Consider the following 12,730-nt stretch of genomic DNA (forward strand, 5'->3'; position numbering starts at 1 on the left):
GTTGACCTCAGCCGGTGGCGCTGCCGACGACGCCCTGCACGAAGAACTCCATGCCCAGCATGGCCCCGTCGTCCATGGTCTCGCCTTCGGCCACCACCACGTTGCCGTCCTGGTCCACGATCTCACCGGTGAACACGTCCCAGGAGCCGTCGATGATCTGAGCGGCCACCTCGTCGATCTCGGCGGCCACATCGGCGGGCACGTCGTCGGCCAGCGGGGCCAGCGCCACGATGCCGTCGTCCATACCGCCCCAGTAGGACCCGGGCGTGTAGGTGCCCGATCCCACCGCTTCGATGATCCGGGCATAGTACGGACCCCAGGTCCACACCGGCGCGGTGATGAACGCATCGGGAGCGAACCCGCTCATGTCGGAGTTGTACGACACCCAGCGCGCCCCGGCGGCCTCAGCGGCCAGGCCCGGCGCGGTTGAGTCCTGGTGCATGGCGATCACGTCGGCACCGGCCTCCAACAGGGCCGAGGCGGCATCGCCCTCAATGGCCGGGTCGAACCAGGTGAAGGTCCAGTTGACGTGAACCTCCACATCGGGGTTGACCCGCTGCGCCCCGAGGGTGAAGGCGTTGATGCCCCGCAGCACCTCGGGAATGGGGAAGGCGGCCACGTAACCGATCTGATTGGCCTCGGTCATGGCCCCGGCGGCCATGCCCGACAGGTAGCGGGGCTGGTACATGCGACCGAAGAAGTTGCCGAAGTTGGTGTCGTTCATCTTGAACCCGCTGGCGTGCTCGAACACCACGTCGGGGTACTCGGCGGCCAGCTCCTCCATGGGATCCATGTAGCCGAAGGAGGTGCCGAAGATCACGTCAGCGCCCTCGTTCTCGATGAAGTCCACGACCACGTTGCGGAAGTCCTCGGCCGCCTCGGGAATGCTCTCCACAAAGAGCGTGGTGGCACCGGTCTGTTCCTCGGCCCAGAGGCGGCCCTGGTTGTGGGCCCAGGTCCAACCGGCGTCGCCCACCGGTCCGACAAACACGAAGGCGGCCACGACCTCGTCGTCCATGGGTTCTTCAGTCGGCTCCGGAGCAGGCGGCTCCGTGGGTGCCGGGGTGGGTTCCGGCGTCGCCACCGGTGCCGGTTCGGCGTCGTCATCGTCGTTGCCGCAACTCACCGCCACCAGCGTGAGCACCGCAAACGCCACGGCCAGCTTCAGCCAAAACTTCTTGGTCATGATTCCCTCCATGATCGCCTCCACTATTCCCTCGATGATTCCCTCGATGATTCCCTCGCTGGATCAGCTCAAGATGCTGTTGCGCCATAGTAGCCTGGACCGCTGACGCGAGGGCCACGCCTGTGGTCATCGCCGGTTCGCTGCTTCGATTCGACAGGTGTCGCCATGACTGCATTTGCCGGTATTCCCGAGGGTTTCGGTCTCGAAACCGAGGTGGTCAACGCCACCGCCCGCGACCGAGCGGTACAGCGGTGCCGCCAAGTGGGCATCTCGCTGCCGACCTTTGCCCAACTGGCCGACCCGCCACCCCCCGGCCAAGCCCTGGCCGGGGTCGATCCCGACGCCGCCGATGCGGCCAACCTGTGGCGGGTCAACTGGTTCAACGACGGTACCCGGGCCGGTCGGGCGGCGGTACCCGAGCACGTGGTGATCCCCCCGGAGTTGTCGGGGGTGGCGTCCCCCATCGTCATGTTGCTGGGCAACCGGTTCCCCATGATCGGCGCTCACAAGGTGCTGGCCGCCTACTCCTGCCTGGCCCCTCGTCTGGTCACCGGCCAGTTCGACCCCGAGACCAACCGGGCGGTGTGGCCGTCCACGGGCAACTACGCCCGCGGAGGGATCGCCATCTCCAAGATCATGGGCTGCCGGGGGGTGGCGGTGCTGCCCGAGGGCATGTCGGCCGAGCGCTTCGAGTGGCTCGACCGCTGGACGTCGGACCCCGCCGACGTGATTCGCACCCCCGGCTCGGAGAGCAACGTGAAGGAGATCTACGACGCCTGCGCCGCGTTGGCCGCCGATCCCGACAACGTGATCCTCAACCAGTTCTGCGAGTACGGCAACCACCTCGGCCACGTGACCGCCACCGCCACCGCGGTGGAGCGGGTGATGGAGCACTACACCGGCGGTCATCCCGGTGCCCGACTGGCCGGGTTCGTGGCCGCCTCGGGTTCGGCCGGCACGCTCGGGGCGGGCGACCCGCTGAAGGAGCGCCACGGTTCGGTCACCGCGGTGGTGGAGGCGCTGGAGTGCCCCACGCTGCTGTACAACGGCTACGGCGAGCACAACATCCAGGGCATCGGCGACAAGCACGTGCCCCTGATCCACAACGTGACCAACACCGACGTGGTGGTGGCGGTGTCCGATCGGGCCACCGACGAGCTGGGCGTGCTGTTCGGCTCCCCCGAGGGCCGGGACCTGTTGGCGGGGCGGGGCGTGGGCGACGACGTGATCGCCCACCTGGACGACCTGGGGCTGTCGTCGATCTGCAACCTGTTGGCGGCGGCCAAGACGGCCCGCGTGATGGATTACGGCCCCGACGACGTGATGGTGACGGTGGCCACCGACGGGGCCGCCCTGTACGGCTCGGAGCGGGCCAAGACCATCGCCACCACCTTCGGGGGCGACTTCGGGGACGCCGAAGCGGCCGCGGTGGCCGACCGGTGGCTCGGCCCCGTGGACACCGACCACGTGCTGCGGCTCAGCGACCGGGACCGCGACCGGGTGTTCAACCTGGGCTACTTCACCTGGGTGGAACAACAGGGGGTGGACCTGGGCCATTTCGACGCTCGCCGCGACCAGTCGTTCTGGCGGGCGCTGCGGGATCTGGTGCCGGTGTGGGACGAGCTGATCGACGACTTCAACGCCCGGGTCGCCCGGTCGTGATACCCCCTGGGCGGACTCCGGGCGGCAGTGCCGCCCAGGCCGGCCACCCGAGAAGACGCCCGTGAACGAACACCGCTTGGTTTGCTCCTGCGGGGCGGTTGTCCCCGGCGACACTTGGGCCTGCCCCCGTCGGGGCGACGGCGCCGACCACGTGCTGGTGCTGCCCTTGCCCGAGTGGTCGGTGGACGAGCGGTTCGAGCAGCCGTTCGTGCGCTATCGCCGGATGCTTCGGTCGTGGGTGGTGGCCGGGGGCGACGGCGCCGACGGCTGGTTCATCGAGCAGGCGCAGCGGCTGGACGACGCCGTGGCCGGGGTGGACGGCCACGGGTTCACCCGCACCCCCTGCACGGTGGTGGACTTCGGGGGCGGCGGGCCGGACGGGTCACCGGCGGGGCCACGGCCCGTCACGGTGAAGGACGAGACCGGCAACGTGGCCGGATCCCACAAGGCCCGCCACACGTTCGGGCTGATGCTGCACCTGCTGGGGCGGGAGCGGGCCGGCCACTGGGACGCCGACCGGCGGCCGACTTTGGCCATCGCCTCGTGTGGCAACGCCGCGGTGGCCGCCGCGGTGGTGGCCGCCGCCCAGCAATGGCCGATCACCGTGTTCGTGCCGGTGGACGCCGAGGCGGGGGCGGTGGCCCGCCTGAAGGAGCTGGAGGCCACCGTGGAGTTCTGCCCCCGACTCGACGGCGAATCGGGCGATCCGTCCTATCTGCGCTTCCAGGAGGCGGTGCAGGCGGGGGCGGTGCCGTTCGGCTGCCAGGGACCCGACAACGGCTACACCCTCGACGGCGGTCGCACCCTGGGCTACGAGTTGGCCGAGCAGGCCCCCGACATCGACCGCCTCTACATCCAGGTGGGCGGGGGCGCCCTGGCCGCATCGCTGGCCCAGGGACTGGCCGCCGCCGGTCGCCGTCCCGCGCTGATGGCCGTCCAGGCCGAGGGGTGCGCCCCGCTGGAGCGGGCGTGGACCGGCACCGAAGCGCTGGGTGGTCTCAAGAAGGCCCGCCGGCAACGGTCGGCGGTGATGTGGCCGTGGACGCCCACCCCCGCCTCGGCGGCATCGGGCATCCTGGACGACGAGACCTACGACTGGGCGGCCATCGTCGAGGCCATGGCCGACAGCGGGGGCGCCCCGCTGGTGGTACCCGAAGAACTCGTCGTGGTGGCGCACCGGCTGGGCACCTCGGTAACCGGCATCCCCGCCAGCCCCACCGGCACCGCCGGCCTGGCCGGGCTGCTCCACGACAATCCCCCGCCCGACGCCACCCCGGCGGTGATCTTCACCGGGGTCGAACGATGAACACCGGTCCAGGGAACGGCCAACCCCGCGTGGTGTTGCGGGGGGCGCGCTGGCCCGGTGACGTGGCCATCGCCGACGGGGTGATCACTGAGGTGGGCACGGTGGAGGCCCGCCCCGGCGATGTGACCGTGGACGTGGACGGCGACATCATCACCCCCGGACTGGTCAACACCCACCATCACCTCTACCAGTGGATGACCCGGGGCCGGGCGGTGGGCTGCGACCTGTTCGGCTGGCTGGTGGAGCTGTACCCGGTGTGGGGGCGGCTGACGGTGGAAGACGTGGCCGCGGCCGCCCTGGTGGGCTTGGGGGAGCTGGCGGTGACCGGCTGCACCAGCGCCGCCGACCACCACTACCTGGTCCCCCGGGGCGACGACGCCGTGTTCGACGCCATCGTGGAGGCGGCGGCCACCGTGGGCATCCGCCTGCACCTCAGCCGGGGCTCCATGGACCTGGGCGAGTCCCAGGGCGGCCTGCCCCCCGATCACGTGGTGGAGGACCTGGACGCCATCATGGCCTCCACCGAGCGGGTGATCGCCCGCCATCACGACGGCGAGATGGTCCACGTGGTGGTGGCGCCGTGCAGTCCGTTCTCGGTCAGTTCGGAGCTGATGGAGGCCTCGGTGGCCCTGGCCCGCCGCCACGGCCTGCGCCTGCACACCCATCTGTGCGAGACCGTCGACGAGCAGGAGCACTGCCTGGAACGGTTCGGTCGCCGACCGGTGGAGCAACTCGACGCCTGGGGGTGGGTGGGCGACGACGTGTGGTTGGCCCACGGCATCTGGATCAACGACGACGAGATGGCCCGGCTGGGGGCCGCCGGGGTGGGGGTGGCCCACTGCCCGTCGTCCAACGCCCGGCTGGCCGCCGGGGTGTGCCGGGTGACCGACCTGGAGGCCGCCGGTTCGCCGGTGGGCCTCGGGGTGGACGGGGTGGCGTCCAACGAGGTGGGCGGGCTGTTCCCCGAACTGCGCCAGTCGCTGTATGCCGCCCGGCTCCGGGCCGCGGCCGCCGACGCCTTCATGCCCGCCGACGCCCTCCGCCTGGGCACCTCCGGTGGGGCCCGATGCCTGGGCGTGGACGAGCGGGTGGGCGGGCTGGAACCGGGGATGGCCGCCGACCTGGCGGTGTGGCCCGGCGACGACATCGCCGATGTGGTGGACCCCCTGGCCGGATTGGTGCTCGGTCCCGACCGCCGGGTCCGCCACCTCTACGTGGGTGGGCGGGCGGTGGTGGCCGACGGACGCCTCCTGGGCTGCGACCTGGCCGACGCCCACGCCCGGCTCGCCCGCCGAGCCCGCCGCCTCTGGGACTGAGCTCCCCCGAGGCCGAAGAGCCCGGGCACCGAGCCGCCGGGCACTGACCCGCCCGGCGTCCGGTCAGCGGTTCTCGGCCAGGGAGAGGGCGTCCAGAATGGTGTTGCGCATCTCCCGGGGGTCGATCACGTCGTCGGAACCGAGGCGGTTGGCCAGGCGGTAGGGGCCGGACCGCTGCTGTTGTTCCACCTCGGCCTGGGTCTCGGCGTCCAGCTTGGCCGACCGGCCCCCGGCCTCGGCGGGCATGGCGGCCATGTTCACGCTGGGCAGGGCGTAGGACTGGGTCTGGCGGTCGAAGGGGTTCTGGGCCATCACCACCGACCCGAACCCGAACGCCTTGCGCATGGTGATCTCGATTTTGGCGTTGGTCAGGCGGCGCTCGGCCCGGTACATCTTGCCCCCCCACTTCAAGATGCCCTCGCGTTCGGCCTTGGTGCCCGCCATCACACCGGGATTGTCGGCCAGAAACAGCACGGGGTGGTCGTAGTGGCCGATCATCTCCAGGAAATCGGTGGCCTTGATGGCCGCGGCGGCGTCCACCGAGCCCGCCAGATGGGCCGGGTTGTTGGCCACCACCCCGCACGGCCGGCCGCCGAAGCACCCCAGTCCTACGATGATGGCCGGGCCGTAAGCCGGCTGGATCTCGAAGAACGTGCCCGCGTCGCAGATGAGTTCGATCACGTGGTGCATGTCGTAGGGCAGGCGGTCGTTGGGCGGGATCACGTCCAACAGCTCGGGCACCGGCCGCGGCCCATTGTCGGACCCATCCCAGTAGGGCGAGGGGTCGCCCGACCGCAGCGGGAAGTACCCCAGGTAGTGGCGGGCCATGTCGATGGCGGTCTCGTCGTCGGGCGCCACGTTGTGGGCCGAGCCCGCGATGCGGGTACACACGTCGGCCCCGCCCAGCTCCTCTTTGGTGACGTCCTCACCGGTGGCCGCCTTCACCAGGGGCGGGCCGCCGGTGAACATGGAGGCGTAGGAGGTCATGATGACGAAGTCGCTGAGCGGGGCGGCCAGCGCCCCGTGGCCCGCGGAGGCCCCCATCACGATGCACACCATGGGCACCTGCCCGCTGAGGTCGGCGTAGGCCTGCAGGTCGCCGGGGGCCCGACTGCCCCCGGTGTCGGTCAGGCGATGCCCCGCCCCCTCCAGCATGGTCACCAGGGGCACACCCTCCTGGGCAGCCAACTCGGCGATGCGGTACCGCTTGGCCGTGTTGCCCGCCCCGATGGACCCGCCCAGCACGGTGAAGTCCTCGGCCCCGGCCAGGGTCATCCGCCCGTCGATCCGGCCGTAGCCGCACACGAACCCGTCGCCGGGGATGTCCTCCATGGTGCCCACCAACCGGCCGATCTCCCGGAACGTGCCCGGATCGAACAGGCGCTCGATGCGTTGGCGGGCGTCCAGCTTGCCCCGCGAGTGCATGTACTTCTGCACCCGCTCGGGGCCGCCCATGGCCGCGCCCGCCTCCCGCCGCCGGTCCAGCTCCTCCAGCCAGGGCTGCCACTGCGCGCGATGGTCGCTCACGGCTTGTCGGAACCCAATTGCGGGGAAGTTCAGCCCGCCGGGGCGAAGGCGTCGATCATGGCCCGCACGTCGGGGCCCAGGGGGTAGAGGATGGGACAGGTGGCCCCGTTGGCCACGTACTCGTCCACTTGTTCCCGGCATTCCTCGGCGGTGCCCGCCGCGCACAGCATCTGCACCACCTCGTCGGGCACCGAGTGGGAGGCGGCCTCGATCTCCTCCATGGTGGCCGGCCAGGTGAGCTGGGCGTTGACCTCCTCCAACAGCGACTCGGGCACGCCGGAAGCGGCCATGATGTGGGGCTGCTGGCCCAGGTACTGGGTGACCAGCAGGCGGGCGGCGTCCAGGGCCTCGGCCCGGTCCTCGGCCAGCGAGCACACCACGAGCTGGGGGCGGTCCAGGTCGTCCACCGTTCGGCCCGCTCGGGCCGCGCCCTCGGCCAGGGCGTCCATGGCCCGGCGGTTGTAGTCGGCCGACACCAGGTAGTTCAGCACCACCCCGTCGGCGATCTCCCCGGTGAGCTCCATCATTTTCATGCCGGTGGCCCCGATGTAGATGGGCACGTCCTTGGCTCGGCGGGGCTGGTTCACGTAGTCCAGCTCCACGCCGTCGAGCTGCACGTAGTCGCCGGAGAACGTCACGTTCTCATCGTTCAGCAGCGCCCGCACCACGGTGACCACCTCGCGCATGGCCCGCAGCGGGCGGCGACGGTCCACCCCCACCTTGGCGGCCAGCGGATCCCACCACGCCCCGAGACCGCACAGGATGCGGCCCGGCGCCAGGTCGTCCAGAGTGGAGAAGGTGGCCGCCAGCCGGGCCGGGTTGCGGGTCCACATGTCGAGCACGCCGCTGCCCACCTTGATGCGCTCGGTGCCGGCGGCGAAGGCGGCCATGGGCACGGTGGCCTCCCGCACCAGGCGGGAGTCGGCCTGCCACACGGCGTGGAACCCGCGCTGTTCGGCGTAACGGACGAAGTCGGTGGACTCGGCCATGGAATGGGCGTCCTGCAGGTACAGGGCTACGGGATAGGAACTCATGGTTCGATCTCCTCCAATTCGGCGAACAAGCGGGTAGCGGCCTCGGCGGCCTTGGCCCGGATCTCGTGGGGGTCCACCCGGGTGGCCACCCCGTCGGCCAGCAGCGCCTCCCCGTCGACCACCACCTGGCGGGCCCGCACCCCGGGGGTGAAGGCCAGCCGCCAGGGGTCGACGGGATCGTACGACCAGCGCACCTCGTCGGCCCGGGCCTCGGGAAACAGCTCCCAGCCCTGGGCCAGCCACCCCCAGGCCGGGTCGGGCCCGACGGTGACGTCGTCCTCCCGGTGGCGGGCGTAGGCCACCCGGAACTCCTCGAGCATGTCGGCGCCGATGCCGTCGGTGCCCAGGGCCACCGGGTTGGTGAATCGGCTGGGACGGGCGTAGCCCACCGCGTTGTTCATGTTGGACCGGGGATTGTGGACGATGGTGCCGGCCAGCCCGTGGTCGTCCGACAGGTGGACCCCGTGGATGAGCAGCCATTCATCGGTGCTGTAGGGGACCAACCGGGCTGCCTCCGGGGCGTCCACCGCCCCCTCGGCCACGTGGACGTGGACCCCCACCCCGAGGTCGGCGGCCAGCCCGGCGGCCTGCTCCAGGGTGTCGTCGCTGCAGGTGAAGGCGGCGTGGATGCCCACCATGCCCCGGCCGCCGGCCCGCAGGTACCGCTCGTTCTCGGCCAGCCCCCGGCGGGCGCCGTCGGGTCCGTGGCGATCGGTCACCCCGTAGGCGCAGCTCACCCGCACCCCCACCTCGGCGCAGGCCTCGGCGATCACGGTCAGCGACCCCTCGATGGCGTTGGGCGACTCGTGGTGGTCCACGATGGCCGTGCAGCCCGCCTCCAGGGCCTCCAGGGCCCCCAGCTTGGCCGACCACTCCAGGGTGTGGAGGTCGAGCGCCCGGTCCAGCCGCCACCACACCAGCTCGAGGATGTCGGTGAATCCGGTGGGGGTCCGGGGCGGGGCGGGCATGCCCCGGGCCAGGGCGGAATACAGGTGGTGGTGGGCGCACACCAGCCCCGGCGTGGTGTCGGTGGCGTCGCTCACCGTCACGCCCGCCGGTTACGACCACTGGGGTCGGTCGCCGTCACCGGCTCACACCCCCATGGGCAGGCGGTTGTGCCAGGTGCCGCTGTGGGACCGCAGGGCGGCGGCCACCGCCCCGGCGGTGGGCACCAGGCCGATCTCGCCCACACCCTTGATGCCGTAGGGGGCGTCGGGCTGGGGGGCCTCCACCAAGATGACGTCCACCGGGGGCATGTCCTTGGGCCGCAGGATGCCCAGCGACTTGAGGGTCATGTTGGTGGGCCACCCGTTCTCGTCGGCCGGGAAGTCCTCGGTGAGGGCGTAGCCGAGCCCCATGTGGACGGCGCCCTCGATCTGGCCCTCGCACAGCAACGGGTTCACCGCCTTGCCCACGTCGTGGGCGGCCACCACCCGTTCGACCTCCCCCTCGTCGTCGAGCACCACCATTTGGGCGGCGTAGCCGAAAGTGGAGTGGATGATGGGGTTCTCCACCCCGTCGGACAGCTTGTTGGTCCAGTCCACCCGGTACTCACCGCAGTAGTCCACGCCGGGTTGGCAGCCGTCGGCCAACGCCGCCTGGCAGGCGTCGGCCACCGACCCGGCGCCCATGAGGGTGCCCCGGCTGCCGGTGGTCTGGCCCGCGCCCAACTCCCGGGTGGTGTCCACCACCACCCGCACCCGGTCGGCGCTCACGCCCAGCTCGCTGACCACCACTTGCTGGGCCACGGTGTGGATGCCCTGGCCCATCTCCGTCCAGCAGTGGCGCACCTCCACGCCGCCTCCCTGGTGGTAGTCGTCGTCGAAGCGCACCACCGCCCGGGCGATCTCCTTGAAGCCGTTGCCCAGCCCGGAGTTCTTCAACCCCAGCCCGAGGCCAACCGACTTTCCGGCGGCGCGGGCCTCGTCCCAGGCGGGCTTGATGGCCTCCAGGCAGGCCTGGGCCCCCAGGGAGCCGCCGTCCATGATCTGGCCCGGTCCCCAGATGGCCCCGGGGACCACCGCGTTGCGGGACCGCATCTCCCAGCCGTCGATGCCCACCGCTTCGGCCAGGCGATCCATGACCCCCTCCATGGCGAACTGGGCCTGGTTGGCCCCGAAGCCCCGGAAGGCGCCGCACACCGGGTTGTTGGTGCGGGCGGCCACCGCCTCCACGTCGATGTTCGGCACCGAGTAGGGGCCGCTGGCGTGCCCGGCGGCCCGCTCCAGCACCTTCATGCCCACCGAGGCGTAGGGGCCGGAATCGCCGACCATGCGGGCCCGCAGGGCGGTGAGCTTGCCGTCGGCGTCGCACCCGGCCCACACCTCGATGCGCAGGGGATGGCGCTTGGGGTGCATCCGCAGCGACTCCTCCCGCGACAAGGTACACGACACCGGCCGGCCCAACAGATGGGCGGCCAACGCCGTCTGGGCCTGGTTGGCCATGTCCTCCTTGCCGCCGAACGCCCCGCCGTTGCTCACCAACTCCACGGTGATCTGCTGGGGATCGACGGCCAGCACCGAGGCGATCTGATCGCGGTCGTCCCACACCCCCTGGCCGCCGGAGTACACGTGCATGGTGCCGTTGCCGTTGGGCACGGCCAGGGTGGACTCCGGCTCCAAGAAGGCGTGCTCGATGCGCTGGGTCTGGAACACCTCGTGGACGGTGTGGGCGCTGGCGGCCAGGGCGGCGTCGGTGTCTCCTCGGGCGTACACCGAGCGGGACAGCACGTTGCCGTCGAGCTGCCACACGGCGTCCTCGGTCCCGTTGGTCACCGCGGCCACCGGGTCGGTGATGGGGGGGTGGACGTTGTAGGTCACCTGCACGGCCTCGGCCGCCCGACGGGCGGTGGCCCGGTCCTCGGCCACCACGATGGCCAGCACGTCGCCCACGTAGGAGGTGCGGCCGCCCTCGGGGATGAACACCGGCCAGTCCTGGTGGATGATCCCCACCCGCAGCTCGCCGGGCACGTCGGCCCCGGTGAACACGGCCACCACGCCGTCGATGGCCTCGGCCGCCGAGGTGTCGATGGCCACCACGTCGGCCCGGGCGTGCTCGGCCAGGTGCAGGGCACCGTGCAACAGGCCCTCGGGGCGGATGTCGTCGATGTAGGGCCGGTCGCCCAGGGCCAGCTCCCGGGCCTCGTACTTGATGCCCCGGCTGCCCACCCCGCCGGGCACCTCGGCGGGCGGGGTCTCGCCCTTGGCCAGGGCTTCCACCGCGTCCAGGATCTTGGTGTAGCCGGTGCAGCGACACAGATGGCCGCCCAGGTGGCGGGAGGCCTCCTCGCGGGTCAGCTCCGATCCCTTGCGGTCCACCAGCGACTTGGTGCGGATGAGAATGCCGGGGGTGCAGAAACCGCACTGGAGGGCGCCGCAGGCGGCGAACACGTCGGCCATGCGGGCCCGCTCCTCGTCGGCAACCCCTTCCAGGGTCACCACCTCGGAGCCTTCCGAACGCTCCAGCGAGGTCTGGCAGGCCACCCGGGCCCGGCCGTCCACCAGCACCGCGCAGCAGCCGCACTGGCCGCTGGGCGAGCAGCCGTCCTTGGGCGACATGATCCCCAGTTCATCTCGCAGAGCGGCCAGCAAGTGCTCGTGCTCCCCCCGGATGGTCACCGCTTGTCCGTTGACGGTCAACGTGGTCATGGCATGCCCCCTTGGTGGCCAGAGGTCTCGCCGTTGGTCGGCGCGGCCTCTGCGGTTGTTTGATTCTTGCGCTGCGCCATCGGCTCGGCAATGGCCGCGTACATTTCCGGTCGGCGATAGCGGCTGAAGTCGTAGAGCGTGTTCTTGTAGGCCGCGCACCAGTCCAGGTTGCAGGTGGCCACCACCAGCTCGTCCCCGTCGGTGGTTGCCTGGGCCAGCACCTCGCCCGACGGGGCGATGATGCAGCTCTCGGCCAGGCCCTCCACCCCTTCCTCCACCCCGCCCTTGGCCACCCCCACCACGAACGTGCCGTTCTGGTAGGCCCCGGCCTGCATGACCAGGCGGCTGTGGAATCCGGCCAACACGTCCTGGGACGGATCGGGGAAATAGTGGATGGGCGTGTTGTAGCCGATCAGGATCAGCTCCACGTCGGCCAGCGCCATCACCCGGTACGTCTCCGACCAGCGCCGGTCGTTGCACAGGGCCAGCCCGATCTCCCCCCCGAACGCGGTCCAGGTGCCGAAGGTCTGCGGGCTGGGCTCGAAGTAGGCCCGCTCCAGGTGTTGGAACGGGCGCTCGGGCTCGTGGTCCTCGTGGCCGGGGATGTGGACCTTGCGGAACTTGGCCACCTCGGCCCCGTCGCCGTCCACCAGCAGGTAGGTGTTGTAGCGGTGGCCGTCGGGGGTCAGCTCGGCGTAGCCCAAACAGAAGCCGACCCCCAGGCGGGCCGCCTCGTCGAACAGGGGCTTGACCTCGGGTGAGGGCATCTCGGTCTCGTAGAAGCTGTTCAGCTCGTCGGTGTCGGTGATCCACCACCGGGGGAAGAAGGTGGTGAGGGCCAGCTCGGGGTACACCACCAGGTCGCACCCCTGGTCGCTGCCCTGTTGCAGCAGGGCCATCAGCCGCTCCACCACCTCGGCCCGAGTGTCGTGGCGGGCGATGGGGCCGAGCTGGGCGGCGCCCACGGTGATCTCCCGCACCCTGCTGGACAGGCGCGTGCGGCCCTCGGGGGGGGTGGGCATCGGCGGGAGGGACGGGAGTCCGCCATCCCG

General features: G+C 71.2%; 9 protein-coding genes. 3 read left to right on the forward strand and 6 right to left on the reverse strand.

All coding sequences use genetic code 11. From position 1 onward, the window contains the following. Positions 1-7: 7 nt before the first annotated feature. Positions 8-1,186, reverse strand: a complete 1,179-nt coding sequence (locus tag ACOQPQ_RS08785) for a BMP family ABC transporter substrate-binding protein (protein WP_420639066.1) — start codon at positions 1,184-1,186, stop codon at positions 8-10. 165 nt (positions 1,187-1,351) lie between these two features. On the opposite strand from ACOQPQ_RS08785, the gene ACOQPQ_RS08790 reads away from it, so the two are divergent. The 3 genes from ACOQPQ_RS08790 (at position 1,352) to ACOQPQ_RS08800 (ending at position 5,470) form a co-directional block, all read left to right on the forward strand. Next, positions 1,352-2,848 (forward strand): pyridoxal-phosphate dependent enzyme, encoded by a 1,497-nt coding sequence (locus ACOQPQ_RS08790; protein ID WP_420639067.1) that lies wholly within the window; start codon positions 1,352-1,354, stop codon positions 2,846-2,848. Positions 2,849-2,909: 61 nt separating this feature from the next. After that, positions 2,910-4,154, forward strand: a complete 1,245-nt coding sequence (locus ACOQPQ_RS08795) for a PLP-dependent lyase/thiolase (RefSeq protein ID WP_420639068.1) — start codon at positions 2,910-2,912, stop codon at positions 4,152-4,154. Continuing rightward, positions 4,151-5,470 carry an 8-oxoguanine deaminase gene (locus ACOQPQ_RS08800; protein ID WP_420639069.1) on the forward strand — a complete coding sequence of 440 codons (1,320 nt, stop codon included), beginning with the start codon at positions 4,151-4,153 and terminating at the stop codon, positions 5,468-5,470. Before ACOQPQ_RS08795 ends, ACOQPQ_RS08800 begins: the two co-directional genes overlap by 4 nt. A gap of 63 nt (positions 5,471-5,533) precedes the next feature. On the opposite strand, the gene ACOQPQ_RS08805 is transcribed toward ACOQPQ_RS08800, so the two are convergent. Genes ACOQPQ_RS08805 through ACOQPQ_RS08825 form a run of 5 tightly spaced genes read right to left on the reverse strand, consistent with a single transcriptional unit; the run spans position 5,534 to position 12,700 of the window. Then, on the reverse strand, positions 5,534-6,997 hold the full coding sequence (locus tag ACOQPQ_RS08805; RefSeq protein ID WP_420639070.1) for an acyl-CoA carboxylase subunit beta: 1,464 nt from the start codon (positions 6,995-6,997) through the stop codon (positions 5,534-5,536). Positions 6,998-7,026: 29 nt separating this feature from the next. Next, on the reverse strand, positions 7,027-8,031 hold the full coding sequence (locus ACOQPQ_RS08810) for an LLM class flavin-dependent oxidoreductase (RefSeq protein WP_420639071.1): 1,005 nt from the start codon (positions 8,029-8,031) through the stop codon (positions 7,027-7,029). Continuing rightward, the gene (locus tag ACOQPQ_RS08815) at positions 8,028-9,080 is read right to left on the reverse strand and encodes an amidohydrolase family protein (RefSeq protein ID WP_420639072.1); all 1,053 of its coding nucleotides are present in this window, start codon (positions 9,078-9,080) and stop codon (positions 8,028-8,030) included. The genes ACOQPQ_RS08810 and ACOQPQ_RS08815 overlap by 4 nt, the downstream gene beginning before the upstream one ends. A gap of 42 nt (positions 9,081-9,122) precedes the next feature. After that, positions 9,123-11,678, reverse strand: coding sequence for a molybdopterin cofactor-binding domain-containing protein (locus ACOQPQ_RS08820; protein ID WP_420639073.1), 2,556 nt, complete (start codon positions 11,676-11,678; stop codon positions 9,123-9,125). Beyond that, entirely contained in the window at positions 11,675-12,700 is a 1,026-nt protein-coding gene (locus ACOQPQ_RS08825) for an N-carbamoyl-D-amino-acid hydrolase (RefSeq protein WP_420639074.1), read from the reverse strand. Before ACOQPQ_RS08825 ends, ACOQPQ_RS08820 begins: the two co-directional genes overlap by 4 nt. Between the last annotated feature and the right edge of the window lie 30 nt (positions 12,701-12,730).

The organism is Candidatus Poriferisocius sp., from assembly GCF_965219775.1.
GTDB lineage: Bacteria > Actinomycetota > Acidimicrobiia > Acidimicrobiales > Bin134 > Poriferisocius.

What these genes read in the sequence shown, in the direction of transcription:
- ACOQPQ_RS08785 (WP_420639066.1), bottom strand. Translation starts at nt 1,186, where the DNA reads ATGACCAAGAAGTTTTGGCTGAAGCTGGCCGTGGCGTTTGCGGTGCTC.
- ACOQPQ_RS08790 (WP_420639067.1), top strand. Translation starts at nt 1,352, where the DNA reads ATGACTGCATTTGCCGGTATTCCCGAGGGTTTCGGTCTCGAAACCGAG.
- ACOQPQ_RS08800 (WP_420639069.1), top strand. Translation starts at nt 4,151, where the DNA reads ATGAACACCGGTCCAGGGAACGGCCAACCCCGCGTGGTGTTGCGGGGG.
- ACOQPQ_RS08810 (WP_420639071.1), bottom strand. Translation starts at nt 8,031, where the DNA reads ATGAGTTCCTATCCCGTAGCCCTGTACCTGCAGGACGCCCATTCCATG.
- ACOQPQ_RS08820 (WP_420639073.1), bottom strand. Translation starts at nt 11,678, where the DNA reads ATGACCACGTTGACCGTCAACGGACAAGCGGTGACCATCCGGGGGGAG.
- ACOQPQ_RS08825 (WP_420639074.1), bottom strand. Translation starts at nt 12,700, where the DNA reads ATGCCCACCCCCCCCGAGGGCCGCACGCGCCTGTCCAGCAGGGTGCGG.